Genomic DNA, 26,137 nt, shown 5'->3' on the forward strand with positions numbered 1-26,137 from the left:
TAGCACCACAGCATAATCAGCGAAGTGATGGACGATCTGGAAGGCCGTGACAGCGTGGCAGAGCTGGAGAACTCGTCGGTGCTTGGCCGGTTGCTGGAAGAGTTGTCGTGGGAGGGCAGCAAGGTCAGGCAGTACCGGGCTGGCGGCCGGGGCTTCGAAAATGTCTTGACCGCCGAGGTGCTCATTGCACTGGACTTCCTACCGCGAACGCGGTTCCTGGGCGCTATCGTGCGCGGTGCGCACGGAGCCGACCACGCACGCGAACACGTCGCGCGTGAGCTGGAAGCGGCCTCCATCACCTTGCTGCCCGAGGAACTCGTGCTCAATCCCCGCGGTCGCAGCCGCGGCGATCGTCGGATCGTCCAGCCTGACGCCTGGATCTCCACCCCAGGAACGGTGACATTGGTCGAGGCCAAGCGGATCCGCTCCAGTCGCTTTCAACCTGAGCAACTCGCTCGCGAGTATGTCGCGTTGACCCGTGGAGCCGGCGATCGAGTGCCGCTGCTGCTGTTGATCCTCGGCGCGCCGCCACCGGTGGCGCTGCCTGGCGAGCGGCTGGACGTCGGCGTCGCCATCGAACGCTACCTTCCGGCAGTGTTTGCCGACACCGAAGCTCACCCGTGGCCGGACAGCGAGATCTGGCGCCGCGTCCCTGAGGTTTGGGCGTGGACCACCTGGTCGGAGATCAGCACCAGCGTCAGTGACCAACTAGCCGCCTTCACCAACACTGACCCCTCCGTGCACGCGGCGGTGAGCCGAGCCGCACACTCGGTCATCCGCGCGATCGCATGGCACGCTTGACCGACCCTGTGATCACGTCATCATTTTCTGGTCTCAGGCGGCCGGGAATAGCCCGGTTGTAGCTGAAGTTCGGCACGCTGTAAAAGCGCGACTTCTCGGGTTGATCGTCTAAATTTCTCATTGCTGCTTCGAACAAGTGGGCTTGCAATTGTCCTGGTAAGGCCTAGAAATCATTGGATTCCTGGAAGCAGTATTAGGGGCCGCGTATTTGCCTGGAGTAGTTTCGCTCTCGTTTGCTGTTGATTATCGATGAGACTTGCGTTCCCGCTATTTTGGTTCCAGCTGCTTTTCGTGGCGTATTAGATTTGAGGGGCATGTGTCGGTGTTCGAACGGTGGACGTGTGGTGGTCGATGATATTTGTCCACTAGTGGGTGCGTTGTGATCTGTTCGCGTTGCCCACAGTAAACGCCACTGGTTCTGTTCGAGCAGATGGGTGCGTCTCAGGCGTTCGTAGTTTGCTGCCCCAAAGCTGGGCGTGTGGGGGGTGTACAGAATAGTGGGGGATTGGCCTCGGAGGCCTGATAATAGTTCGTTAAGGGACTTTGTGAGTTGCCAGCTGTCGCAGTCGTTGGGCCCGCCACGGTAACGATGGACGCGTTGGATGAGGCCGAACTGTTCAGCCGTGTCGCGCGCTCGGCGCACTGATTTCGGGTCAAGAAGGGACCTTTCGGCCCAAGAGCGAATCGAGAGCGAGCCCGACCGGGTGACGATGGCGACCGCGAGGGCATCGAGCGCGGCATATAGTGTGGAACTCTTTATGGAGACTCGCGTGATGGGCGAACGCTGCAGATGCAGTGACGCTGTGATGCGGAGGAGTCGACGTGTTAGGGCGATCTGACTCCCATGGTCGTTCCCAGCGGGCGCCGTCTGGGAATGCTGTTGAGTTCGAGTAGTGCGGCGGCGGCGAGGCCGGTGGGTACGTGCCTCGTCGATCGCGGGCAGCCAGCGTTCCGTGAGCCACCGCGAGCGCCCCAAGTGCCGTGCTTGTACGGGTGAGGCTTGTATGAACTGCTGCCATGCGGTGTCTTCGGGGAGATGCTGCTCGGCATCGACGATTGTGCGTGCCGGGGCCCAGATCCAGCGTTGCCAGGCTTGCTTGCCGATGTCAGCTGCCTTGGTTCCGGTGCGGTTCGCGGCGAGCCAAGCCTGATCGGTGGACCAGCCAGCCCGTGCCCGTGCGAGAGCGTCGCCGTATTCGCTTTCGGAGCGGCTTGCGGTGTGCGGTGATCCTGCACGGAAACGACGAGGGCGAGACCGATGGGCAGGCCGATGTCGGTTTTGGGCTGGCGCGGGTAGGTCGCGTGCTTCCAGGGTGCCGTCGATGATCGGACAGGGGAGACCGAGGCGGTGCGGTGCTGTGATGAGACGCAGTGTGGTGCGGGCCGTCGCTGAGATTGCATGGTGCCGGGCGAGCTGGGCGCAAAGTGTGCGCAGGTCGTGTCTTAGCTGCGCCGGGACGAGGGCGATGAGATGAAGGTGGCCGGGTCGGCCGGAGGAGCGGCGTAGCCAGGGGAGGCCGAGGCGTTCGAACCAGGAGACCAGGGCGTCGCCAAAGGCGTGTCCGGCTTCTGCGGGGGCCCCGGTGTCGCCGGGGTCGACGTCGATTCCGCAGGCTGCGGGGTGGAGGGTGCCGACTGTGGTGACAGCGTCAGGGGGCCAATCGCTGATCAGGGCGGGGTGTTGGTGAACCCCAGCGACGGCGGTGTTGTCGGCGGCGAGGTAGATGTACGGCGGGCAGAACAGCGCGGTGTCGAGGTCGGCGTTGGCGAGGCCCCTAGACGGCTGGTCGACGGAGCTGTGGTCGGGCTGCTCGTTGCGGAGGTCGTTCATTCGGATCACCAGTGCTGCGGTTGGGAGGTCTGGACGCCGGCGAGTTCGAGCACCGTGCGGGGATCACGCGCACCAGCAGGTTCGGCGCTAGTGGCGAGAACCCTGGACGTCGTGGCTCGTGTGGAGTGGCGGGGTCCGGGTTGTCCAGGGGTGCAGTGTCGGTAGCTGGTAGTCCCGCATCTCTTTGGGGACGGCGGTGATGCGCAGGACGCTGGCGGTCCAGGTCATGCCGATTCCGATGCCGATGAGCGCAACGTGGTCGCCTGGTTCTACTGCGTGCCGGGTGAGGAGGTGGGTTAGGCCGATGAGCTGGTCGTTGGGTCCGACGTGGCCCCATTGGTCGCCGGCGTGGATCAGGCTGCGCTCAGGGGACAGCCTGAGTGGTTGCAGGCACTGGCTGTGCAGGAGACGGTGTCCGTAATGCGGAAGGAGGACCCATCTCAGGTCGGCGGCGTCGAGCTGGGCGTGGCTGAGTGCTTCCGCTACGACGTAAGTCAGTCCTGTCGTGTTGCGCTGATGAATGGATGCGGCGCCGACCGCGTCGGTGTAGTGCGCTTTGCGTTCGCGGATGGCCTCTATCCCGACTTCGGTGGTTCCGGGCGGCTGGAACCGTGTCGCGCCGCGGTGGAGCTGTTCCAAGGTGGGGTCGTTCCAGGAACTGGTCGCGAGGACTTCGGCCAGGCCGGGCTCGCGGCCGATGATGAGTGCGGAGCCGCCGTCGCCGTAGGCGATGTCGCGGTCGGCGGTGAGGTGGTCGAGGGCAGGCGGTCCAAAGGTTTCGCCGCCGGTGAGCATGACGGTTCCGGCATCCTTACTGCCCGCGAGGATGCGTGCGGAGAGGTCCAGGCCGCCGATCAAGGAGTTGCTCATGGCGTTGATTTCGGTGGCGATGCCGGGGCCGGCGGGAAGGCCGAGCCGGGAGCGGACGTAGGCGGCGCGGGACCAGAAGTCGAGTCCGCGGGAGCCTCGCCAGATGGCGGCGTGGAAGTGGAGGTCGGGCACGGCCAGGGGGCCGTCTGCGGTCATGGCGAGGCTCGCGAGCGCGTTGTGGCCTGCTTGGACAGCGAGGTCCATGCCGGTCCGGCCGCGGGCGAGGGAGATGGACCGCTGTCCGGTCGGCGAGTCGGTACGGTGTGCCGAGGCGGTGGTGAGTTCGTGAACCGGCACGAGGTCGCCGAGTTCGGCTCCGACACCACGGATGTGTATGTCAGTCCAGCGCATGTGTGCTCCTGGTGCCGGTCGAGTGGTGGTGCAGGTCGCGGACGATCGCGTCGGGCGAGGTGTAGTAGGCGCGTAAGTGATGTCGGGACAGACCCGAACAGGCCGCGACCTCGTCTAGGGACAGAGGCGACTCGTCTCTAGCATCGAGATGCTGGGTCAGCAGGTCCTGTGCTGTGGCCAGGATGAGCGCTCGCATCTGGGCCTCCGGAAGACGTCGTGGAGCGGGTCAGCGGATGCGCCGGACATGACCGGTGCGGCGGCTCATGAGCCGGTGCATGTGGTCGCTGCGGAGCTTGTCCACTTGCCGGAGTACCCGAGGCCTCAGATCGGGAAGGTGCTCGATGTCCGCGTTGAATCCTGGATCGCCTCGAAAACTGGTGATGAGTACGGAGGCGTTGAGGCTCAGATTCACTACGCAGTACGGAGTATCCGGCGGGATGTAGATCATGTCGCCGGGGCGCGGGAGAGCTGTCTCTAGGTGGTGTCCGGACAGGATCGCGGAGTATCCGCTGATGATGGTGATTATTGCCTCGGTGGTTCGGTGACGCTGGGGTGTGGTGGTTTTACCGCCGGGGATGTGCATGCGTCCGGCGGAGACGGCGCGGACGGGCACGGCTGGCGCGTAGATGACCGCGGTGTCGGCGCTGCCGTCGTCATGGACGTGGGTATCGGCTCCGGTCGGCGGCCGGTGAACCGCCCTGCTGGTACTGGTCATGACCTGTTCCTGGTGATGTGAGTTAGTGGAGGATGGGTGTGCGGGCGAGCTTTCGGGCGAGGCGTGTGTTGGCGACGGCGGCCTCGGGGGTACGCCGGCCGAGTCCGCAGGCCGCGGCAATCGTCCTGATCGGACGGTCGAGTTCGTCCTCGGCGAGCTGAAGTGCGATGCGGGAGGCAGCGGGGTGGTTTTCGTCGACGAGTCCCGCGATCATGTCGATGTTGCCGCGGAGATGCCCTAGCGCACGGTAGAAGGCGCGGTCAGTGGGAGGCGCGCTAGTTCCAGTGCACAGCGGAATGTGCGCGGTCGGTATGGGGTAGCCGGCCTTGGTCAAGCGGCGTTCGAGGGCGTTGAGGTAGAGGACTGCGGCGACCAGGTCGGTGGGTTCGAACATCGGCCGATGGGCGAGGTCGCCGTAGCAGAGATGGATGATCCAGTTGATCTCCGGCGGTGCGGCGGTGATCAGTTCGGCTGTCTGCTTCGCGAGTCCAAGTGCGAGCATTTTCCACAAAGGCCGCGGGGTGCGTTCGAGCAGGGTGAGCACGGCGGGAGTCTCGAGTTGAAAGGTAGCTTCGGTGTCCCAGCGGTTGTGGATTTCGAGGACGTCCTGGATCAACGCTTCTCGGAAGATTGGAAGTGCTGCGAGGGCGGGTCGGGGAGCGCCGAAGCAGAAGTAGCTGAGGTCCAACCCGTTGGGGAGCGATACCTGGTGCGGTGGCAAGTCTCTCGGCGTGCGCAGGCGTGGGCGGGTGGCCATCGCGACGGTGACATCACGTACTCGGCGCAACGAGACGTCTTCGGGGGCGAGGAACCGGCCCGGCGCGAGGCGGTAGGTCGGCATGTCGTCGTATCCGGTTGAGTCGCCAGCTCGGCGTGGTTGCAGTGCTGGGACGTCCGCGAGGTTGTTGAGCCAGTCGATGATCCAGCGGGGGTCGCGGTCGCTGGGCAGCGTGAGGAGGTTCGTGTCGCCGGCATGGTCGAGGAACCACTGCATGGCTTGTAGGTCGGTCTTGGACACCGCGGGTGGTAGTGATCCGACGAAGTGGACGGATCGTTCGGACAACTCGCCCGAGTAGGCGTCGATGCGAGGGGTGCTCTTGGTATGGATGGTCGTTGACATGCTTTCTCCCCGTCGTGGGTAGGAAATGTCGATGGGCATGGGGCGTGTGGGCGGCGCGGGGAGTTTCGCCGCGGTTTGGTACTCGGCGGGCGGTCTGCCGGTGCACGTGACCCGTCCTCGTGTGGAGGCGAGGACGGGTCACGGCGTCGCCAGGTGGCTAGGGCTAACCGGTGACCGGAAGGGATCCGGGCTTCGGTTGCGGTTTGGGGGCCGGCCGGACGTTAGGGGCGTCGTGAGACGTGCCGCGGTCCCCGGGGCGGTTCGGCTGCGTGGTCTTGGGCGGCTCGGCAGGCTTGGTGGGTGCCGGGGTGCCTGGCGGATTAGTGTCGGGTGGCGTGCCGGTGCCGCAGGAGACCGTCGCGACGGTGATGGTGAGCGCTGTGTTCTTGCGTGGTTCGCCCGTGGGCGTGGTCGTGGTGTTGCCGGAACCGGCTGCGGAGACGGTGATGACGGCGGCGGTCGCCTTGCCCTGTCCAGATGTGCCGGGACGAACGGTGAGATTTCCCTTACTGCCGCCAGATCCGCTGACGGTGGTCTTGCCGTTGCGGCAGGTGGCCGAGAACGGGCCGACCGTGGTTCCGCCCACGCGGATGCTGGCGACTTTCGCCTCGGCAAGTCCGGCGCCGGCCTTGACGCTGACTCCGGTGGCGACGACGGCGCCGGACTTGGTGGAGACCGATCCGCCGCCGGTCTTGACCGTGCCGCCGCTCGACACACTGGGCTGTGGCGCGAGGGATTCGGCACCGCTGACGGAAATGCCGCTCGCGGAAGAGAGGGCTTCGGCGTGAGCCGGGGTGACGCAGGACGCCGCTCCGGCGGCGAGGAGTGCGCCGATGCTCAGGCCAGTGAGCATCACACGCGTGTGGGTGCAATGGAATGCGGATGTGGTCATGATGGTCGCTTTCTGTCGCTGTGGTTTGACATCAGTTGATGAGGACAGGAGTGCCTAGGGGCACTTCGGTGCTCAGCACCCGGAGCGCGTCCGCGGGCACGCGGATGCATCCGTCGCTGGACGGCTTGCCGAAGACGTTGGGGTTGGGCCAGCCGTGGATGCCGGTGGTGCCTGGGCCGCCGCCGAAGGTCTCCAGGCTGGTGGAGTGCGTGCCGAGCGGAAGGATCACGGGACTGAACCGCTGTGTCGGGTCGATCAGGGAGGCCAGCACGAACGTTCGTCCGGGCGGGGTCTCCGCGCTTGCTTTCCCAATGCCGACTGTCCATCGCCCAACCAGACGGTCCTCATGGTGAAGGGACAGCTGAAAGGATCTCCGCTCGACTGTGATGAGATAAGGGCTAGTCGCGTGTTCCAGTGAATCGTCCTGAGTGGACAACCACCCGGTCGCGCCATTGGGGCGAACCGGCAGGAGTACTTGCACCCAGCCTGCTTCCTCGACGATTACGGGCACCCATGTGTCGGAGGTGATCTGTTGGGATGGCAAGGCGGCGATGGCGTCATTACCGGGCGCGGAAAACACAGGAACCGTCCTTTTGGGATGAACGACATGCCCGGTAGGAGTGTTGCCGCGTTGGAGATCACGAGGCGCTTCGTTGATGACGTCAAACGTCGTGGCCCTAGGCAAGCCCGCAAGATCCAATACTGCTGGCGGCGTTACCGGCGGGTGTTCTGCTGTCGTCGCAGGGCTGGACCTGAGCGGCGTGCCCGGACCGTCGAAGAGCTTGGCTGCGAACAAGAGCAGGAGCACGCATGTCAGTAGCGCAAACCCGGTGTATGAGAAGATTCGCTCGAAGCTGATTGTGTCCGACACGTAGTGCGGCTTCTGGCGGCACACTTTCGTTCGGTGTACGTCCTCGCGGAGGGGTTCTTCGGGCACGACGGTCTCCGGATTCGTTCGGGTGGCGGCCTTCGCCGTGCCCGCCCCCGACGAACGGGCACGGCGAAGCGAGCTAGCGAGCAAGGAACGAAACGAACCCGGGGCCCAGCGTTCCTACACCTGTGACGGGGTCCCAACCGCGGCCGCTGGCAAGGTTTTGCGGCCGGGCGTCGAAGTCGACAAGGTAGCTACCTGCCGCGCCGGGAACTTTGGCGCCGGGCAGAGCGTGCATCCGCGGGGTCCATACGCCTGCCTTCTGCGGCACGACGTCGACGAGCACGGAAGGGTTGTTCCGCACGGCATAGAGAGCCGGATTCAGCAGCCCCCCGCGCTGCGCCCCACCGCGGGCCTGCTGCGAGTTAGCAGCGAGGCCTGCCATGAGCGGCGCGGCCAGCGATGTACCGCCGGAGACGCTGAGGCCATATCGGCCCGAGGTGTCGGTGTAGCCGATCAGCAGTCCGGTGTAGGAATCTGCGAGTGCGGAAACGTCCGGGATTGCTCGCCGACCGTTGGAGACGCCGGCGGGGACGATTCCCTGCTGCCACTCGGGTGCGTCGTAGAGCGCGGATGGCCCACCACCGGCTCCACCTGCGAAGGGACCGTCCGCATCGGACTGCGGAACCCAGCTCTGCCCGCTCAGCGTGTTACCGCTGTTCTCCCATCCGGTGAGGACTTTGGGCTTATTGTCTTGTCCGAGCCCCACTGTAGTGCCGCCGACGGCGGTGACGTACGGGCTGGTGGCGGGGAAACTCGCAGTGGGTGTCCCGACCGCACCGCTGTTGTTGCCAGCGTCGCCGCTAGACACCATGATCGACTGTCCTTGGATGGAGGCCTGCAACGCCATCTGGTTGAACAGATCCCTGGTGGCGGGCGGCATGCGCCGCTCGCCGTCGGCGTTCCCCCAGGATGCGCTGATCACATCGACGATGTTGTCTCCGACCGCCTTGTTGAATGCCTCGTACAGCCCGCCGATGCAGGACCTGGCGGCGTAGTAACGCAGTTTCGCCGCCGGTGCGATCGTGTGCGCGGCCTGCACATCGAGTGTCTGCTCGACGTTCCAGCTGCCGGAGTCACATTCCGTCTCGTCGGTGAAGCCGCCGTCGGGAAGAACCTTGCTGTACTGGCCGGCCGCGAGCCCCGGGGTCCTGGTGTCTGCCGCTGCCCGGTTGATATCGGCGCCCAGAGTTGTCGAGTCGTAGGCGCCGACGATACCGATCGTTGTTCCCGCACCGGACTGGCCAGGGCCCAGGCCGTACATCGCGCGCACCGACGGGCCGGTGTAGCCGCACAGGAAGTTCGACTGGGCTCTGGCCGGGTACTTCTGTGGCACGTCGCGGTTGTTCTGTTCGCCCCACCAGCGTGCACAGGTCTGGGCCTGGGCGGTCGCATGTGGAACGGTGTGCTGGGGCCGGATGGTCTTCTCGCTGTCGTCAAGACCGAGGACGGCGGTGATGGAGGCTCGGAGCGCCGTCGGCACGCTGAGCGGTGCCTCTGGGGCGACGAGCGTGGCGATCCGTCCGGCGACTTTGTCTCGGTAGATGGCCAGTTGTGTGCCGAACGCCTTCTCCAGGACCGAGGTCGGGGCGTGGGCTTTGATCATGAAGCGGTTGTCGCTGGCTCCTTCGACCGAGACTCCCTGTCCGGTTAACCAGTCGCGCACGGCGTTCACCGTGGTTTCGGTGGGAGCGAAGCGGTCGAGGAACTGCCGCGAGGTGAGAAAGTCGCCTCGCTTGGAGTTGTTCGGCGATGCCAGGCGTGTGGCAAACGCGTGTGCGGAAGCCGGGTCGCGCAGGGATAGGGCGACCTGGATGTGACGGACGGCCTGATCGTCCGCCTCACCCGCGCGTGATGGCGGTGTTGCCCACGACGGCACTGTCCCCGCGACGGTGGCACGGGCTTCGATATCGGACGGCTGGGCAGAGGCCGGTGCGACAGTGGCTAACGTCGCGGCGGCCAAGCCCGCGACGGCAGCGCCCAGCCAGGCGGTTTTCGGCATGGAAGTCCCCTCATGCGTAATCACGAAATGAAAAGCAAAGTGATGTGGGCGCGAATGTGCCCGAAACAAATCCCTCAGAATCCGCCCGTCCTTGGAGGCTGTTCGGGCGTGATGATCTGCCGGATGGCCGGCGTTATCGGTGAGGTGGCGCTGTGCAGTGGAGGCCGCACGGCACGCCGCGCCTGCGGCGGTCCCCGGGCGCGGTTTCCGTCCTCGGCAGTGGCTCCCGGACTGTCCATTGAAGCCTCAATCTATCGCGCTTGAAGTTCGAAATACTGGACGATCTGAGATCAAGGTAGGTCAAAGTGGCTGAAGCGTCAACTTTCCAAGACGATTGAAGCGTGTCGGTGGATGTCGATGGGCTGGGTGGCCGCACCCGTGGGTTCCGCCGCGGATGGCCAGGTGGGCTTACCTGAGTGAGGGTGAGTAGATCCACTCAACCGAACAGTCGACCGGTGCGGATACGCCTGAATGGACTAGTCCTCATGTCGGGAACGCGGTGGGACGCCACGTCACCGTGTGGCACGATCCAATGTCGGGGAGTGAGGGGAGATCGATCGAGTGACCGAAATGCGAGAGGTGGCGAGCCCGCTAACCGGCGCTCGACCATATCTGACGCTGGCCGAGAGGTTTCGCGCTGAGGTGATGTCGCTCTGCGACGAGCGTGGCTGGACATTGCGCGAACTCTCCCGGCGGGCCTTCCTTGACGTCGGTTTCCTCAGCAAGCTGATCCGAGGTCTGGTGCCTGCCACGGTCGACGTCGCGAGAGCTCTGGATACTGCCTTCGGTACCGAGGCCTGGCTGCAGAACCTGGTCATCCGGATTCGATCCGACCTTCACCCGCAGCTCCCAGTGGGCAGGGAGTTCGTCGGCAGGGAGATCCAACACGCACGGCTCGACGGCCTCGTGGCCCAGATGACGACAAACTCCCCCGCCTCAGCGGCGGTCCTCGCGGGCCCTGCGGGGGCAGGAAAGACCTCCCTCGCCGTTCACTGGGCCAACTCACAGAAATCGGCGTTCGACCTGATCTTGTGGGCTGATCTCTACGGATTCACCGGCGACCAAAGCCAACGGGCAGAACCGGGCGACATCCTCGGCGAGCTGCTGAAGGGCCTGAATGTGTCAGCCGGTCGCATCCCGGTCACCGAGACCGAACGGCTGCAACTACTTCGCGGCATCCTCAACGGTCGCGCCGCACGTGTGCTCATCGTGCTCGACAACGCGGCCGATCTAGCCCAAGTGAAGCCGATACTTCCTGGGACACCGGGAACGCTGGTGCTCATCACCAGCCGCAGGCGAATTCGAGGACTAGCCCAGGTCGCGCGCACGGTCCACGTCCCGGTGCCACCGATGACCGAAAGCGACAGCGTCGACCTCCTCACCTCGCTGATCGGGGCCGACCGTGCCGCGCGGGAGCCCGAGGCAGTCGCACGTGTCGCCGACCTGTGCGCGTCCCTGCCGCTGGCGCTTTCCATCGCCGGAAATCTGATCGCCGCCGATACAAGGACCAGTGTGTTCCAACACGCTGAGGCACTTGCAGATCGCGGCCGTCTACGCATGCTCGACGGCGACCACGCTGGTATCGGTGTGCGCGCGGCGATCAGCTGGAGCGTCGCGTCCGCCCAACCAGAAGAAGCTCGCTTATTCCGCCTCCTCGGCATACACCCAGGACCGAGGTTCACCGCAGGCGCCGCCGCTGCCCTGGCTGGATTGACCGAACCCGAGACGCTTCCACTGTTGGATCGGCTCGTTGACGCACACCTGATCCAGCAACACCAACAACGCCAAGGCAGCTACCGGTTTCATGACCTCCTCCGCGACTACGCCACCGAAGAAATCCGAGACCCGCGCTGGGAAAGCGAACGCCGCGACGCGACGGAACGCCTAATCCGGTGGTACGTCCACAGCTGCCATGCCGCTGACCTAGCTCTGACACCGCTGCGCGATCACCATGAACCACTCGATGCGCCGCCACGGGGCATCTATCCCGCGACGTTCGACGCGGCGAGCGCCGCATTCGCCTGGTGCACAACAGAACTTCCCAACATCACACCAGTCGCGCAGCTGGCGCTTGAGCATCGGATGTGGTGGGAAGCCTGGCGAATACCGACCGTGCTCATCGACTACCACATCTTCGCTCGACCGTTCAACGTCTGGACGAGCAGCATGCAGATCGCGCTGACCGCGGCCGAGAACGCCGGCAACGACCTCTGGCTGGCTGAAGTCGCCGACAAACTCGCGGCAGCCTACTCGCGCATGCGGGACTACGACCGTGCGGACGACCTGAGCCTCCGGGCGATCGCACTGACCAAAGACCTCGTTCCCGTCTATCCGCGGCTGGGCTGGTCCTACATGTGCCTCGGTATCAGCGCGCACGTTCGTGGTGACATCGCAACGGCTGTTGACCTGATCGGCCAAGGTGTGGACGCGTTCGTCGCTGGTGGCTCGCGCATCGGTGAGCTTGCCGCACGTATCGAGTGGGGTACCGCACTTCGTGACGTCGGTGATCGCGATCGTGCGCTGAAACAAGGCCGCATGGCGTTGGCAGCGTTCCGGGCAGACGGTGATTCCCACGGGCGCGCGTCCGCGCTGGCTCCGCTCGCGCGCACGTGCCGAACCTTCGGAGAACTCGACGAAGCACTGGCGTGTAGCGAGGAAGCCGCCGAATGCTTCCACTCGGTCGGCGACGCTTGGGGCGAGGCCGACGCGCTCGAGATCAAGGGCCTTGTGCTCGCGGATCTTGGTCGCCGTCCTGACGCGGTCGAGGCGCTGGCATCAGCGCTGCGACTGGTGGAGGGGCTGGATGAGGTCAAGGCCGAGCAGCTGCGCCGAGAAATCCGGACGCACAAGGTTGCTATCGGCCCGACATGACTGACCGCAACCAGGATCCGCTCGCCAATCCGGACGAGGCAGATCCCGTCATGCCGACGTCCTACCCGTCTGCTGCGCAGCAGTACGGTCAGCGGCTCTTCCAGCTCCGTACCCGCCACGGCCTCAAAGTCCGGGACCTCGAAGACCGGACACGTGAAATCGTCGCCGCCCGCGTCGCCGAACTGCGCAAGCACCCCGAGAACGCCAACCTGACAGCCCCAGAGCTAGAAGATCTCGCTGGGAAGCCGGTCAGCAAGAGCGCGATTTCCCGCATCGAGAAGGGGAAGCCCCCCAGCGTCGACGCGGGTAAACTTCTCGACGAAGCCCTCAACGCGCAGGGCACACTGGAGATCCTCGCGGGCCCGGCACGGGCAGAACCCTCCGGTCATCTGCCCGTCACTCCGCCCTATTTCGTCGGCAGGCAATCAGAATTGGAGCAGCTGACCAGACTAACCTCACAGCCGCCCGAGCACGAAACGCCGACCGTGATAGTCATCGGCGGATTGCCAGGCGTCGGCAAGAGCGCCCTCGCCCTGCAATGGGCACATGGCATGTATGCCCGTTTCGACCTGGTGCTCTACGCGGCCCTAGGCGGATACACCTCGGGAAGCCCGTCGACCCATGCGGAAATCCTCGCGGACCTGCTCCGCGGCCTCAGTGTCGAGCGGGATCACGTACCAGCAACTGAGCAGCAGAGGGAAACCCTCCTGCGCGACCATCTCCGTCGCCGGAAACAACAGGTTCTGGTGCTGTTGGACAATGCGCGCGATTCTCAGCAGGTCAAGCCGCTGTTGACCAGCCTGGCGGGCACGACCGTCGTGGTCACCAGTCGACAGGAGCTCTCTGGGTTGGTCATCGATCACAACGCCCGCACTGTCCGGCTCGACACCCTGACCGATCGCGAAGCCTGTGTGCTCGCGGCTGACATCATCGCCGACGACCGCGTCGAGGCCGAGCCCGACGCGGTGGCACAGCTCGTGGACCTGTGTGCGTCACTTCCTCTGGCAATCCTGGTCGCCGCAGAGCGCATCGCCGCGGACCCTGACACGAGTATCGGGGAACACGTCGCGGCACTGGCAGACGTCGAGCGGCGCCTGCAACTGCTCGACATCGACGAATCCGGCGGCGTACGAGCCGCGTTCGAATGGTCCTACCGAACACTGCGACCCGACACGGCACGTATGTTCCGGCTACTCAGCCTGTATCCGCGACCTCGTGTCACGACTCAAGCGGCGTGTGCGCTCGCTGGCGTGGCCATCGACAAAGGCCTTCGGCTGCTCGATGACCTGGCCCAGGCACACCTGCTGCACCAGGTCACTATCGACAGTTTCCACTTCCACGACCTTTTGCGCGTCTACGCTGCCGAACAAGCCGACCAACAACCGGAGGACGAGCGACACGACGCCATCGTCCGACTGGTCACCTGGTTCCACCACACCGTGAACGCGGCTGCCTGGGCATTGACGCCAATGCGTGACCACCACGTCCACCTTTCTCCGACTCCGCACCAGGTGACCCCTTTGGCCTTCGGGGACTTCACCAGCGCATTTACGTGGTGCTCGACGGAACTGTCCAGTCTGCCGGCCGTCGCACGTCTCGGTATCGATCACGGCCTCTACTTCGAGACGTGGCGGATGGCGATCGATCTGTTCGAGTACCTGGTCCACAGCCGCACGACCGAGCTGTGGATCACGCTGATGGAACTCGCTGTCGAAGCGGCGGAAAAGGACGGTCACACGTCCCGGCTTGCCGAGGCCCAAGAGAAACTGGCGGAGGGATACCGGCGAGGCGGACGAATCGACGACGCCCGCGAATTCGATGAGCGCGCGGCCCGCACCGCCGGAGTGCACGGACCGAGCCGCACACTCGGTTTCGCCCTGCTTGGTTTAGGAAAGGCAGCCCATACTGCAGGCGACCTGACGGAAGCTTTCGTGCTCACGCGACGCGCTCTCGACGTGGCCGTTGCGGCCGGAACGCGAATCGGCGAGGCTATGGGACACATCGCGCTCGGCAGCGTGTACCGCGACCTCGCGACGCGCGACTTGGCGATCGAACACGGCGAGAAAGCTGTCACGATGTTCGCATCCGTCGATGACCAGCACGGTGTTGCTGTCGCGCTCCTGCCGCTCGCCCGGACGTATCTGGCGTTCGGGCTATTCGGCCAGGCTCTCCGTGCGTGCGCTTGGGCTGAGGAAGCGTACGCAGCCACAGCGGACCGTTGGGGGCGGGCGGACGCACTCGGCGTCAACGCCGAGGTACTCGACCGTCTCGGCGATCACCAGGCGGCGGCGAGGTGTTTACATGAGGCCTTGCCGTTGCTGCGAGGGCACGACGACGAGATGGCGGGTCGCTTCGCCGACCACCTGGCTGGCCTCGAGAAGCGCTAGCCGGGTCGCTTATGTCCTGCGCCGAGCCGGCGCGCTGGGTGCTCCTTGGGCAGACGCGGGCCGTTGCCGAAGAACTTGTCGCGCAGAGTGCCGGGAGCGTATTCGCGTTGCATGAGCCCACGACGCTGCAAGATCGGGACGACGTGCTCGATGAACTCCTCGAAAGATCCAGGTGAGGTGACGTATTCGAGGTTGATGCCGTCGACGCCGGCGTTGTGCCAACGCTCGATGTTGTCGGCGATCTGCTCGGGTGTGCCGATGACCCTCCGGTTCCCCCAGCGGAGAAGGAGCTCGCCGAGTGTCCAGTCATCGCGACTGGACCAGTTGAGCAGCTTCTGGACAGGAGCGGACACCTCGCGTTGCCGGAGGTCTGCGACCTTGGCAGCGAGGTCCTCGGATCCCCAATCGTGATAGAGAAACACACTCATCCTCGCGGCGTTCCCCTCGATGGTCTGCCGTTCGAGAAGTTCTGTGTCGCGACGGCGGGCCTCCTGCTCGCTGCTGGCGAGCAAATAGGACTGTGGAACGAAGATCTTGACATTGCTCGCTTCGCGTCCCGCGTTGATGGCTGCTTGCCGTACATCGGCCACGACGGGCGCGGCGGCACCGGGGTCGAGAGCGCTGATGAATAGCGCCTCAGCGTGTCGTCCCGCGAAGGCCCTTCCAGTGGGCGACATCCCGGCCTGGAATAGCAGCGGGGTCCGTTGCGGGGACGGTTCGCACAGGTGAGGACCGTCGAGGTCGTAGAACTCGCCGTGGTGTCTGACGGCGTGAACTTTCGCCGGGTCGGCGAAGGTGCGAGTAGCTCTGTCGCGGACGGCAGCGCCGTCTTCCCAGCTGTGCTCCCAAAGTTTGTATACGGCCGCGGCGTATTCCTCGGCGCGACGGTAGCGATCGGCATGCTCGGGCAAGCCGCCGAACCCGAGATTTCTCCCCGCGCCAGGGAGAAACGACGTGACGATGTTCCAGCCGACGCGGCCGCCGGTGAGGTGGTCCAGTGTGGACACTCGTCGAGCGAACTCGTAAGGGTGGGCTTGGAGGACGTTGGACGTGAAGACGAACCCGAGGTGCTGGGTGTGGTAGGCCAGCAGCGGGATCAGGACGGAGGGGTCCCCGGTTGGAAACTGCATCCCCTCGGCGACGGTCGCGTCCCGGCTGCCGCGGAAAACCTCATATGGCGCCAAAACATCAGCGAAGAAGACTGTGTCGAAGAATCCCTGTTCGAGCAGTACGGCGAGGTCGATCCACGGCTGAGGTTGGTGATAGTCCAGCTGGCGGCTGTCAGACTCGAACGCCAGCCCAGGCGCATGGTGGGATGGCGTGACCATGGTGAATGCGTTGAACGACATGCGCGGGCGTTTAGCCATGGTGACCGTCCTACGGAGTGGGAGAGAGGAGGCTGGTGCCGATGGTGTCCTGGCAGATTTCACCCGAGTAGGCCATGAGCCATCCGGCCTGGGCATCCCGGAAGATCCGCTCGGTGTCTCCGCGGATGTAGCCGGAGCCGCCGCCGATGCGGGGACCAAGGTCCGCGGCGTCCCGGGCGATGGAGTTGGCCAGCAGCTTGGCGTGCATCGTCGCGGGCAAGAAGCCGGGATCGTTCTGGTCGGCGAGCCAGGTCATGTGCTGGGCATACATCGCGGCGGCTTCCAGCCGGGAGGCGACGTCCCCCACGGCGAGACGCACCCATTGCATGCCCGCCAGCAGATCGCCGGTGGTCGGGATCGTTCGGGTTCGGGCGTGAACGGTGAGCGCGGCGACCGCTGCGTCCGCTATGCCGAGCGACAGAAACGCGAGACCGGCGCCGATGTGGTTCGGCCGCGGCCCGGTCGAAGGCGGGCAGCGCCGATCTTCGGGGAGAAACGTGTCGGCGAAGGTGATGAGCTGGAAACGGCTTGCGCGCAGGCCCATGGTGTCCCAGATCGGAACGAAGGTCATCGTGGGATCGGCGTCGAGGCCGAAAAACGCGGGCCTGTCGTCGACGAGCGCGTTGATCAGGAAGTGGTCGGCGACCTCACAGCCTGAGGAGAAGCGTTTCGCGCCAGACAGCCGATAGCCGCCGCTGGCGGGTTCGGCGTGCTGGAGAGGCTGCAAGAACAAGTTCCCGCTGCTCGGTTCGGACAGCGCGTTGGCGAACCGTGCGCCACCGAGAAGTTCGTCAGCCCAGAATTTCGCGGTGTCTGGGGTGGACATTTCGACGAGGCCGACCGCTGCACCGATGTGCATGACCCAGATACACGCGGTTGATGGGCACGCGGCGCTTACTGCACGGACGATCGCACCGTAGCTGCGGTAGCTGAGTCCTTCCCCGCCGAGGGCGGTGGGGATGAGAGCGGCGTCGATGCCGGCCTCGTGCAGGGCGCGCAGGTTCTCGATTGGCAGGTCACAGGTCCGGTCGCGGTCGGCGGCCGTCTTCGCGAAGTCCGCCGCGAGTTCCGTGGCGGCGGTAACCCAGTGCTGTTCGTGCGCCGGGGGAGCGAACGGATGGGAGGCGGTCACGTCGGCTCCTTCTGTTGTGGGAGGTGGTGGGCGCGTCGGGCTCTGCGGCGTCCGTCGACGATGAGCAGCGCGATCGCCGCGATCCACGGCAGTAGCTGATAGGCCTCGACTGGCAGTCCCAGGGAGCGGGTTTGCGCGAGCAGCGCGAGGCTGTCGAAGACACCGATCAGCAACGCCGTCGCGGCGACCCCGAGCGGATGGCGGCGCGCGAGGATGACGACGGCGAGCACAATGAAGCCGCGTCCCGCAGACATCATCGGGGCGAAACTGCCGATGGACGAGAGTGACAGCACGGCGCCCGCCAGGCCGCCGAACCCGCCGGCGATCAGCGCCGCCGTGGTGCGATGCCTACGCGCCGAGATCCCGAGGACGGCTGCGGAGCCGGGATCATCACCGACTGCGCGCAGCCGCAATCCGAGCCTGCTGGAGCGCAACATCCACCACACGACCACGGTCGCTACAATCGCGAGATAGGCCGAAACGCTCGTGGCGGTGAACAGAGGCCCGAGCACCGGGAGCTTGGCCAGGCCCGGCAGAGTGACGGTCGGCAGTGTCGGCACGCTCAGCGCGGTCTGTCCGGCGGGGTCGGCGACCTGGGACACGAAGGTGCTGAGGCCGGTACCGAACAGGGTTAGCGCGATCCCGACCAGGACCCCGTCCGCGCCGCACGCCAGCCCCGCCGCGTACAAGCCTCCGAACGCGAGACCACTGAGGACACCCGCGCCGAGTCCTGCCCAGGGACCGGCCACGGCGGAACCGAGTACGCCAGCGAGCGCTCCGCACACGATCATCCCTTCCAGACCGAGGCCGATTCCTGCTCCGGCGCGCTCCAGCACCGCCTCGCCGAGCCCCGCCAGGATCAACGGTGTCGCTGAGCTGATCGCACCGATCATCACCAGGACCACGAATTCAGCCATCGTGACCACCGCGCACGGCGACAGCATGGTCGGACGCGTTCCGGCGGGTTGCCGCGCGCCGGATTAGGGCGATCGCGAGCACCGTCGCGCCGAGCAGGACCGCTTGTGCGACGGTGCCGATCGCCGACGGGATCCCAGTACGTACCTGGACGCCGCCCCCTCCGGTGGCGATGGCCGCGTAGACGATGCCGGCCACGACAATCGGGATCGGGCGGCACCCGCCTAGGACCGCCACGATCAGGCCTCCGAACCCGACGCCGCCCGCCACCGCGGGTGTGAGTCGTTCGTCGACGGAGGCGAGCTGGATCCAGCCCGCCAGCCCGGCCGCCGCGCCGGACACGGCGGTCGTCGCCAGCAGCGCCCGCGCCGACGTGACGCCTGCGCGTTCGGCGAGCCAACGACGCTCGCCGAAGATCTCGAGCAGGACGGCGCCGCGTCCGCGATGCCACCAAATCGCCACGACGAGCAGCACGAGGACGCCGAACAGCGCGGTGCTGACCCTGCCGGGCACCGGCAGCCACGGAATGAGCGCGGCCTCGGGAAGATTGGCGCTACGCGCGGTCGCGGAACCGGCGGGATCGCGCAGGTGAGTCCGCAGCAGATACGCCAGCACCTGCACGGCGATGGTCGTGGCTAGCAGCGCTGTCAGGATCTCCGGTACCCGCCAGCGCAGCAGTGCGACGCCGGGCAATAGCGACCAGACCGCGCCTCCGCCCGCGCCAGCCACCGCGCCGAGCGACAACGCCATCCATGACGGCACTGATCCGCCCAGGGGCAACAGTACCGCCGCCGCGGTGATCGCCCCGACGATCATTTGCCCCTCAGCGCCGACCACGATGACACCAGTCCGGAGCGGAACCGCAGCGCCGAGTGCGATCACGATGAGCGGAATGGCGGAGGTGATGGTTTGCGACAGGTTGTAGGGCAGCCCGAACGCGCCGTCGAACCAGCCGACAAGGGCGTCCACGGGATCACCGCCAGAGGCTAGGACGAGAACGACCACCAGGGCAAAGCCTAGGACGGCGACCGCGGCCCCGATCAGATACTCGCGTCGCAGCAGGGCTTTCACTCGGCATCGTCCTCGGCGACGCTGCCCGGAGCGGCATCAGCGGCGGGCAGCCCGGAGGTCAGGCGCCACACCACCGTGTCGTCGAGCTTGCTGGCGGGGACATCGGCGAGGACCCGGCCTTTGGACAGCACGACGACCCGATCCGCGAGCTGGCGGGCCTCGTCCAGGTCCGCGGAGATCACCAGGACGGCCACTCCAGCATCGGCCGCTCGGCGGATCTCGGAATGGATCGCCCGGGTCGCCACCAGGTCCAGGCCTTGTGTCGGCCCGTGCAGGACCGCGACATCCGGATCGCTATCGAGTTCGCGACCGACAATTAGCTTATGCTGGTTCCCTCCCGACAGCGCCGTTACGGCGACTCGCGAGTCCCGCGGGCGCACGTCGTGTCGATCAAGTAACGCACCAGCGGCGTGCACGAGTGCGGCAGTGTCGAGCGTGCCGCGGCGGGTAAACGCGGGCTCGCGCAGACGCGTCACCATCGCCGACCACCACGTGGCACGCCCCGGCAGCAGCGCGTCGAGCCGGACCTCGGGTACATAGGCCACTCGGCGCCCGCCGGACACCGTGCCGGACGCAGGGCTGATCCGTCCTGCGGCGACCTCGGCCAGTGCGCGCTGGCCGTTGCCGGCGACGCCCACCGCACAGACGACTTCGCCCGCGCGGACCCGGAGGCTGATGTCCCGGACGGGGACAGGGTCGCCGCATGTCGCGGTGACGCCAGACAGCACCAGGACGTCCTCACCGGGTTCACGAGCCCGGAATGGAGGAGGCGGGGGTGGTGCTTGGCTATCGCCGATGATGGCGCGGGCCAAGGTCTCGTCGTCGACGGCGGCGACCGGTCCTGTGTGGATGACCCGGCCGTGCGCGAGCACGGTCGCGGTGTCCGCGACGCGGCGTACATCCGCGATGTGGTGGCTGATGAGCAGGACCGCCACGCCCGTATCAGCGACCGCGCGTAGGCGGTCGAACAAGGTGTCGACCTCGCGCGGGCCGAGGGCGGATGTAGGTTCGTCGAGCAGCAGGACACGAGCGTCTTGTGCCAGCGAAATGACCAGTTCTCCGAGTTGGCGTTCACCCCGGCTGAGATGCCGCGCAGGGGTGTCCAGAGCGATCGGAACGCCGGCCTGCGAGGCGGCGGATCGCAGCTTCGCCGTGAGCGTGCGACGGCGCACGACGCGGTGGGGTTGGCTCAGGGCCAGGGTCTCCACGAGAGTGAGGTCGTCGATGAGACTGTCGGCCTGCGGGATGATTCCGATACCGTGCTGGATCGCGTCACCGCGCCCGCCGAACCAGACCGGTGAACCGGCGATTTCGACATGGCCTTCGTCGGGCGCGTCCAGCCCGGCCAGGATCTTTCCCGCTGTGCTCTTTCCCGCGCCGTTCTGGCCGAGCAAGGCGTGAATCTGCCCACGGTGCACGGCCAGGTCGACGGTGTCGAGCGCCTGGACTGCGGAAAACCTTTTGGACACCGAGCGCAGCGCCATCAGCGGCGCCGCGCTCATCGGCCCGGCTGCCAGGGTGTGATGGTCACCGCGCCCGCTCGCAGACGCTCCGCCAAATCGGCGATCCGTTTGTCCAGATCTGCAGGCATCCCGGGCGCGGACGGGACCTTCCTGACGTCCGCTGCCACGAGCGACTTGTTCGCGATGGTCGAGATTGTGCCCTTGCCGCCGAATGTGCCGTCCTTGAGCCTCGCGATCCACTGGGACAGGATTGGCAGCATGTCGGTCTTTACCTGGCCGATGTTCACCGATGCCGCGGCGGCGCTGGTCGACGCCGACAAGCCGATGGTCGCGACACCGGCGGTCTGTGCCGCGGACGCGACGCCCACGCTGTACCCCTCCGCGTTGGTCGCGATGAGCTTCGCGCCGCCCGCGATCTGCGCGCTGGTGGCCGCCGACGCCCGTGCGGCGTCTTCGAAAGAACCGGTGTAGACCGGCGGAAGCTGCCGCGCGCCCGGATTGGCGGCCGCGAGCCCTTGGCCGAAGCCGAACCACTGAGCCTGAAGGAACGGCACCTGCTCGCCGTCAACGACGGCAACCGGCGACAATTGCGTCGATCCAGCGATGTAGCCCATCAGGTAGCCGAGTTGCAGCGCGTCGTAGGTCCACGTCTCGACAGACTCGGTTGCCCGCTCCAGGATGTCGACCCCGCCGGTGGCGACCATGCGCGCGTTGGGCACTTGTTTAGCCACCCTGAAAACAGTGTCAGAGAATCCCAGGCCCCAGCCAATGACGAGGTCAAAGCCCGAGGCCGCGTACTGCCGCAGCGTGGTCTCGGCCTCGGCGGCAGCGACGTTCTCCGAGATCTGAACGCTGATCTCACCGCGCCGCTGAAGTTCGTATGCGGCATCGGCCGCGGACTGATTGAAGCCGCGGTCCTGGGCGTTGCCGCCTAAGACGACCGCGACCTTCGGAACCGCGCCGACCGAAGCCGGTTTGTCGCTACCTGCACTACAGGCCGCTAGCTGCACCGCCACCACCGCCGCCACCACGGCGACGACCCCACGCAGTTTCGTGCCTTTCACCCGTGTTTTCCTCCCAAGATCCTCGGGCTGACCCTGCCAGACTCGACGCCGTCCCACAGAAAGAGGCAACACTGCCCGTCGAGCGAAATGGATCATTTTCGCAGGTCAGCGTTGTCCCGGCATGATCGGCAACGACTTGCCCTATCGAGCTCCGTTGGTTTTCAACAGACTGACAATCAACTAAGCAGACTGTCCATGCCGCCATAGTGGCGCCAGAGCCGGCGCAGGCATGTGGCTCAGATCTGCCCGGTACCGAACACGCGCGGTCTACCAGGCGTAGCGAGGGAGAGGGGACGCCATGGCTTTCGGGGGCAGCCGGAGAGAACTCAGGCGGCGTTGCGACGATCTGATCGAGACGCTGCCTATCCGGCCCGGGTTCGAAGTGACGACGTTTCTCGAGGAATTGAGCGCGCAGCGGAAGACACCGTTGACGCTGTGGCGGATGAACGCCACGGCGGCGACGCCCAGCGGCATGCTCGTGACTACCGAGGCGATGGACTACGTGTTCGTGGTGCGGGGGACCCCATTGGCGCACGTCGTGCACATCCTGGCGCACGAGATCGGCCACCTGCTCTTGGGGCACCAGTGCTCGCGCAGCCCTGAATCCCATGACGGTCGCTGTCAGCCTGGGGAAGAGCTGGAGGCAGAAGAGTTCGCCTACCGCTTCGCCGCACGGGTCAGGCTGGTGGAACGGCGGCACCGGATGCGCGGGTCCTACCGCGAGGTGCTCGCGGCATTCGGATCACGAAGCCACCGGTACCAGTACGGTGTCTGACCTTCCCAGCATGGCGGCCTACGTTGCCGCGCTGGCCGCCTTCAGCGAATGCGCCCGCAGGCTGGCCGTGGATCGGCATCTGCCTTCCGCGCTGAGCCGCGACTACCTCACCCTCGGGCTGTTGCTCGCCAGTGCTTCCCTGGTGGCGGGGGCGCCGGCCACGATGCGCTGGAGTGACCAGCACGCGGGAGCCCTGCACGTCGCCTACCTGATCCACTGCATCTTGACCATGCTCGCGATGGTCTGTATGGCAGGCTTCCTGCGTACGGTGACGGTGACGACAGTCCGGATGCGGGCAACTGTTGCGTTATTCGCTGGATGCGCTGGAGTGCTCGCTGTCTTGTACGTGCTGTTCGGCACGGCGGATCCGAGTTTTGGTGCCACCGGTCGACATCCGGCGTCGCTGGTGTTCGCGCTGATCTATCTCGGGTTCATGATCGTGTGGATCGTGGCGTTCATCCGTGGAGCTTGGCGGATTTCTCGCGGTGCTGACTCGGAGGTGCGCGTCGGGATCGTCCTCGCTGCTCTGGGAATGGGTGTCGGGCTGGCCGGCTTGGTGTGGAAGGCGCTGATACTGCTACAAACCCTCGCCTTTTCTGACGTGCCGATCAGGAATTCCGCCTTCACGCTCCTCGCCGAAGCCCTCGGCGCTGTCCTCTTCGCTGCGGGATCGGGTTTCGCGGCTGCAGCACGCCGGGTCGACGAATTCAGGGATCAAGCACGTGCCGAAGCGATCAACCTTCTTTGGGGGCGCCTTCGGCCGGTCTGGTCCCGGTCTGGGTTGTACGAAGGGGAGGACGAACCGGATTTCCGCAGGCAAGTCGTCCAGGTCTTCGACGCCTGCCTGACGCTGCGACGCTATGTCGATCCCACGCTGGAACCCACGATCGACATGGTGATCACACAGCGGCGGCTGGGCGCCAGGCGCGGGGCGCGCGTGACCGCGGCCGCCGAACTGAGAATCGCGCTCGCCGCCTTCGAGAAGGGCTCACACGTCGCGACGTCAGGGCAGCACGCCGACCCCGCGCCGCAGCCCACCAAGCTGACGGCCGACGAACAGCGAGAACTGGACTGGATCGCCGAGGTGGCGCACGCATGGACCGACGAGGCGGTGATCGACATCATCCAGCGCGTCGGTGCCAGCATGGATTCCGGCCGGTGTCACCGGCCACCTCGTCGGCCGGCTACTGCTTCCCTGTGGTGGCACCCGTCACGACGATGGCGGTTGTTCGGTGTCCGGTGACGACCGGCTGCGGTCGATCGCTTGCAGAACCTCCAGAAATGCCATCCGCTGAACGACGTCGTCCTGGCCCAGCGACTGCACTTCCCGGGGCCGAACCCCTGTGAACCCGATCCGGGTCATCAACTCGTAGGTCCGCCGGTCCAGATCGTTGAGCCCTTCGGGATCATCCAGGAGGTCCTCGAGCTGACTGGACGGAACAGAAGGGTCCAGCAGGCGGGCGTCGATGCGCCAGAAGTCCGCCAGGGCGAGCGCGACCGGTGCCCGGAGGTTGCGTGTCTTACCGGCGGCATAGGAGTAGATCATCGCGCGGCTGAGGCTCTTCGCGCCTGCCCTGCGTTCGACCCATGACGCGATCTTCGGCGGGTAGACCCTCTTTTGCTTCAAGCCGCGTGGCTTCTCGGCGATCACCTCGGGGTCTAGCACCGGTTCGCCGCGCCACGTGTAACAGAAGGATTCGTGGTCGATCAGGTAGGACAAGCGTTCCGCCAGGGTCGGCAGCGACAGCAGCGTGGTCGTCAGCTGGATCTGCGCTGCCGGTGCACGCAGCGGCACCGGCGATTCGGCAGGTCCCTTGTCGCTGCTGTCCTCGGCCGTTGTCGTGTCCGCGTCGTCGACCATGGGCATCCCCCTTTCAACTTCACCGCACACCGTACTCAGGCGGCTACCTGACTGAGCACCTAGTCGCCTGAATGCTCACTTTAGTTGACATTATCGCTTGATCGCCTAGTGTTGACGGTAGATAGTCAACAAAGTGAGACGATCTGACCCCGGTTTGGTGTGCGTCATTCCGCCGTCGACCAGGGTTTCGTGTGGCTGGCTCCCGTACCAGCGGCATGCGTCAGATCGTGAAATTACCCCGCATGGGCGATCGCTCACGCGGGTCCGGCCACTCTCCGCCGGATCTTGTTGCCGACAACTGACCGGGTTGTCGGTAGATCCCCCTGGAGAGGAGGCGGAACGTGAATCGACGAGAACCGCCGTCCAGGCCACCCGCAGTTCGACCTGGCGAAATGGCGTTGAGTCGTGCCGATCTCCACGCCGCTGTGGACGCCGAGATCCTGGCCCGTGGCATCGAGGCAGGACGCAGCAACGCGGATACGTCCCCGTCAGCTCACGACGTAGACCGGAGCGCCTCGGTTGCCGCGGCAACCGCCCGTGCGGTCGCCGCGTGCGTCTGGCAGGCCGGGCAACCAAGTTGTCGCCCCGCCGACTGGGCGGGCTTCGGGCACGTGGTCCCGGTGCTCGCCGCATCCCCGGGCGCAGGGGCAAGCGTCACCGCCGCAACCGTCGCCGACGCGCTGCAGATTGCCGGCCGGTCCGTGCTGATAGTCGACACCGCCGACCCGAGCCGGTCCGGCCTGAGCCGCGCCTCCGCGGTTGACGGCCCCCAGGTGCCAGGGCCTCATCCGGCGATCCGGATCCGGTTCTCCTGGCGCGCTCAGGCCCTACTGGCTCGCGCGGATACGACGCTCCCGGTCCTCGCGCCGGGAATGTTGCCCCCACCAGCGTTCTGGCGCCCTGGCCCACGCAAGATCGATGTCACGGTAGTCGACATCGGACACGACCCGTGGCGCGTCGGCGCACACCCGCTCCTCGGGGCGGGAGCGTGGCTGCGCGGCGGTAACCCGGCCCCGATGCCGATTCTCGCCGTGCGGCCGAGCACGCCCTCACTGGCCCACGCCGAACAGATTCTCGCGAGGTTCGAAACCTGGAACCGCCTTGATGCCATCACACTACCGGTGCAACTCGTGGTGGTCGGGGCACGACGATGGCCCGCCACCGTCACGGCCACCGCCGGAATCCGCGTACAAAAGCTGCTCGACAGCGCCATCTTCCTGCGGCCTGATCCCGAGCTGGCCGCTCATGGTGTGACCGCTGGCGTCACACCGTCCCACGTTCGCTCGGCCGTGCTCCCGATGCTACGGCGACTCGAATTGCTATCCACCGACAAGCCCTCCCGGCTCCGTACGCCCGGTCCGAGGGACCGGGCCCGTGAAAAGGGAGGGCGCAGTCATGATCGCCCACACCATCGTGGACTGGCTGACCCAGCAACCGGCCCCTCCACCGCCTAGCCCGGCACCCCTTCCGAACCCCGTTCCGGTGAAGCCGCCAGGCGCCGAGGCGATTCTCGGCCTTCTTAACAACGTCAAGTGGGCCGCGGGAGTCGCTTTGATGGCGGCGTTTTTCATCGGCCTCACGGTCTGGGCCGGCGGTCGTTGGGTCGACCACCACCGCGCGGGGAAAGTGGGCTTGGTCATGATGCTCTGCGCCATCGGCGGAGCCATCCTGTACGGGATCGGCTACTCGCTGATCGACGGATTCTCCAAGGGGTGAGC

General features: G+C 66.0%; 20 protein-coding genes. 6 read left to right on the forward strand and 14 right to left on the reverse strand.

What is annotated here, in order from left to right:
- The first annotated feature begins 24 nt into the window (after positions 1-24).
- Complete coding sequence (locus ACOCEP_RS27455; protein ID WP_482331903.1) at positions 25-801, forward strand: hypothetical protein; 777 nt, start codon at positions 25-27, stop codon at positions 799-801.
- A 1,918-nt stretch (positions 802-2,719) separates the two neighbouring features.
- Here the strand turns inward: ACOCEP_RS27455 and ACOCEP_RS27460 are convergent.
- From ACOCEP_RS27460 to ACOCEP_RS27490, 7 genes are all read right to left on the reverse strand, one after another.
- Positions 2,720-3,853 carry a 3-oxoacyl-[acyl-carrier-protein] synthase III C-terminal domain-containing protein gene (locus ACOCEP_RS27460; RefSeq protein ID WP_482331905.1) on the reverse strand — a complete coding sequence of 378 codons (1,134 nt, stop codon included), beginning with the start codon at positions 3,851-3,853 and terminating at the stop codon, positions 2,720-2,722.
- Positions 3,840-4,049 carry a hypothetical protein gene (locus tag ACOCEP_RS27465; protein WP_482331906.1) on the reverse strand — a complete coding sequence of 70 codons (210 nt, stop codon included), beginning with the start codon at positions 4,047-4,049 and terminating at the stop codon, positions 3,840-3,842. Before ACOCEP_RS27465 ends, ACOCEP_RS27460 begins: the two co-directional genes overlap by 14 nt.
- 30 nt (positions 4,050-4,079) lie before the next feature.
- On the reverse strand, positions 4,080-4,568 hold the full coding sequence (locus ACOCEP_RS27470; RefSeq protein WP_482331908.1) for a hypothetical protein: 489 nt from the start codon (positions 4,566-4,568) through the stop codon (positions 4,080-4,082).
- A 22-nt stretch (positions 4,569-4,590) separates the two neighbouring features.
- Positions 4,591-5,688: a hypothetical protein gene (locus ACOCEP_RS27475; RefSeq protein ID WP_482331909.1), complete on the reverse strand. Its 1,098-nt coding sequence runs from the start codon at positions 5,686-5,688 to the stop codon at positions 4,591-4,593.
- Between the two features lie 163 nt (positions 5,689-5,851).
- On the reverse strand, positions 5,852-6,541 hold the full coding sequence (locus ACOCEP_RS27480) for a hypothetical protein (RefSeq protein WP_482331910.1): 690 nt from the start codon (positions 6,539-6,541) through the stop codon (positions 5,852-5,854).
- A 70-nt stretch (positions 6,542-6,611) separates the two neighbouring features.
- A complete protein-coding gene (locus ACOCEP_RS27485) occupies positions 6,612-7,517 on the reverse strand; it encodes a L,D-transpeptidase family protein (RefSeq protein WP_482331911.1) in 906 nt (301 codons plus the stop codon).
- Positions 7,518-7,590: 73 nt separating this feature from the next.
- Entirely contained in the window at positions 7,591-9,513 is a 1,923-nt protein-coding gene (locus tag ACOCEP_RS27490) for a S53 family peptidase (RefSeq protein ID WP_482331912.1), read from the reverse strand.
- Positions 9,514-10,074: 561 nt separating this feature from the next.
- Here ACOCEP_RS27490 and ACOCEP_RS27495 point away from each other — a divergent pair.
- A complete protein-coding gene (locus ACOCEP_RS27495) occupies positions 10,075-12,384 on the forward strand; it encodes a hypothetical protein (protein WP_482331913.1) in 2,310 nt (769 codons plus the stop codon).
- Positions 12,381-14,771 carry an AAA family ATPase gene (locus ACOCEP_RS27500; RefSeq protein ID WP_482331914.1) on the forward strand — a complete coding sequence of 797 codons (2,391 nt, stop codon included), beginning with the start codon at positions 12,381-12,383 and terminating at the stop codon, positions 14,769-14,771. The genes ACOCEP_RS27495 and ACOCEP_RS27500 overlap by 4 nt, the downstream gene beginning before the upstream one ends.
- On the opposite strand, the gene ACOCEP_RS27505 is transcribed toward ACOCEP_RS27500, so the two are convergent.
- From ACOCEP_RS27505 to ACOCEP_RS27530, 6 genes are read right to left on the reverse strand one after another with little or no spacing between them, the layout of a single operon-like run.
- The gene (locus ACOCEP_RS27505) at positions 14,768-16,138 is read right to left on the reverse strand and encodes an NtaA/DmoA family FMN-dependent monooxygenase (protein ID WP_482331915.1); all 1,371 of its coding nucleotides are present in this window, start codon (positions 16,136-16,138) and stop codon (positions 14,768-14,770) included. The two genes, ACOCEP_RS27500 and ACOCEP_RS27505, sit on opposite strands and share 4 nt — an antisense overlap.
- 10 nt (positions 16,139-16,148) lie before the next feature.
- A complete protein-coding gene (locus ACOCEP_RS27510; protein ID WP_482331916.1) occupies positions 16,149-17,270 on the reverse strand; it encodes an acyl-CoA dehydrogenase family protein in 1,122 nt (373 codons plus the stop codon).
- Positions 17,267-18,187, reverse strand: coding sequence for an ABC transporter permease (locus ACOCEP_RS27515; RefSeq protein ID WP_482331918.1), 921 nt, complete (start codon positions 18,185-18,187; stop codon positions 17,267-17,269). Before ACOCEP_RS27515 ends, ACOCEP_RS27510 begins: the two co-directional genes overlap by 4 nt.
- A complete protein-coding gene (locus ACOCEP_RS27520) occupies positions 18,180-19,256 on the reverse strand; it encodes an ABC transporter permease (RefSeq protein WP_482331919.1) in 1,077 nt (358 codons plus the stop codon). The genes ACOCEP_RS27515 and ACOCEP_RS27520 overlap by 8 nt, the downstream gene beginning before the upstream one ends.
- Positions 19,253-20,758: an ATP-binding cassette domain-containing protein gene (locus ACOCEP_RS27525; protein WP_482331920.1), complete on the reverse strand. Its 1,506-nt coding sequence runs from the start codon at positions 20,756-20,758 to the stop codon at positions 19,253-19,255. Before ACOCEP_RS27525 ends, ACOCEP_RS27520 begins: the two co-directional genes overlap by 4 nt.
- Positions 20,755-21,783, reverse strand: coding sequence for a BMP family ABC transporter substrate-binding protein (locus ACOCEP_RS27530; RefSeq protein WP_482331921.1), 1,029 nt, complete (start codon positions 21,781-21,783; stop codon positions 20,755-20,757). Before ACOCEP_RS27530 ends, ACOCEP_RS27525 begins: the two co-directional genes overlap by 4 nt.
- A gap of 298 nt (positions 21,784-22,081) precedes the next feature.
- On the opposite strand from ACOCEP_RS27530, the gene ACOCEP_RS27535 reads away from it, so the two are divergent.
- Complete coding sequence (locus ACOCEP_RS27535) at positions 22,082-22,558, forward strand: ImmA/IrrE family metallo-endopeptidase (RefSeq protein WP_482331922.1); 477 nt, start codon at positions 22,082-22,084, stop codon at positions 22,556-22,558.
- 10 nt (positions 22,559-22,568) lie between these two features.
- Positions 22,569-23,801 (forward strand): DUF6545 domain-containing protein, encoded by a 1,233-nt coding sequence (locus ACOCEP_RS27540; RefSeq protein ID WP_482331923.1) that lies wholly within the window; start codon positions 22,569-22,571, stop codon positions 23,799-23,801.
- On the opposite strand, the gene ACOCEP_RS27545 is transcribed toward ACOCEP_RS27540, so the two are convergent.
- Positions 23,769-24,419 (reverse strand): hypothetical protein, encoded by a 651-nt coding sequence (locus ACOCEP_RS27545; RefSeq protein ID WP_482331924.1) that lies wholly within the window; start codon positions 24,417-24,419, stop codon positions 23,769-23,771. The genes ACOCEP_RS27540 and ACOCEP_RS27545 overlap by 33 nt on opposite strands.
- A 1,395-nt stretch (positions 24,420-25,814) precedes the next feature.
- Here ACOCEP_RS27545 and ACOCEP_RS27550 point away from each other — a divergent pair.
- Positions 25,815-26,135 carry a hypothetical protein gene (locus ACOCEP_RS27550; RefSeq protein ID WP_482331926.1) on the forward strand — a complete coding sequence of 107 codons (321 nt, stop codon included), beginning with the start codon at positions 25,815-25,817 and terminating at the stop codon, positions 26,133-26,135.
- Positions 26,136-26,137: the final 2 nt, after the last annotated feature.

The organism is Amycolatopsis sp. CA-211722 (assembly GCF_056828465.1).

Excerpts from the sequence above, each read along its gene's own strand:
- ACOCEP_RS27480 (WP_482331910.1), bottom strand. The coding sequence starts at position 6,541 with ATGCTCACTGGCCTGAGCATCGGCGCACTCCTCGCCGCCGGAGCGGCG.
- ACOCEP_RS27470 (WP_482331908.1), bottom strand. The coding sequence starts at position 4,568 with ATGACCAGTACCAGCAGGGCGGTTCACCGGCCGCCGACCGGAGCCGAT.
- ACOCEP_RS27545 (WP_482331924.1), bottom strand. The coding sequence starts at position 24,419 with ATGGTCGACGACGCGGACACGACAACGGCCGAGGACAGCAGCGACAAG.
- ACOCEP_RS27500 (WP_482331914.1), top strand. The coding sequence starts at position 12,381 with ATGACTGACCGCAACCAGGATCCGCTCGCCAATCCGGACGAGGCAGAT.
- ACOCEP_RS27525 (WP_482331920.1), bottom strand. The coding sequence starts at position 20,758 with ATGAGCGCGGCGCCGCTGATGGCGCTGCGCTCGGTGTCCAAAAGGTTT.
- ACOCEP_RS27475 (WP_482331909.1), bottom strand. The coding sequence starts at position 5,688 with ATGTCAACGACCATCCATACCAAGAGCACCCCTCGCATCGACGCCTAC.
- ACOCEP_RS27490 (WP_482331912.1), bottom strand. The coding sequence starts at position 9,513 with ATGCCGAAAACCGCCTGGCTGGGCGCTGCCGTCGCGGGCTTGGCCGCC.
- ACOCEP_RS27505 (WP_482331915.1), bottom strand. The coding sequence starts at position 16,138 with ATGGCTAAACGCCCGCGCATGTCGTTCAACGCATTCACCATGGTCACG.
- ACOCEP_RS27535 (WP_482331922.1), top strand. The coding sequence starts at position 22,082 with ATGGCTTTCGGGGGCAGCCGGAGAGAACTCAGGCGGCGTTGCGACGAT.
- ACOCEP_RS27550 (WP_482331926.1), top strand. The coding sequence starts at position 25,815 with ATGATCGCCCACACCATCGTGGACTGGCTGACCCAGCAACCGGCCCCT.
- ACOCEP_RS27540 (WP_482331923.1), top strand. The coding sequence starts at position 22,569 with ATGGCGGCCTACGTTGCCGCGCTGGCCGCCTTCAGCGAATGCGCCCGC.
- ACOCEP_RS27515 (WP_482331918.1), bottom strand. The coding sequence starts at position 18,187 with ATGGCTGAATTCGTGGTCCTGGTGATGATCGGTGCGATCAGCTCAGCG.
- ACOCEP_RS27460 (WP_482331905.1), bottom strand. The coding sequence starts at position 3,853 with ATGCGCTGGACTGACATACACATCCGTGGTGTCGGAGCCGAACTCGGC.
- ACOCEP_RS27465 (WP_482331906.1), bottom strand. The coding sequence starts at position 4,049 with ATGCGAGCGCTCATCCTGGCCACAGCACAGGACCTGCTGACCCAGCAT.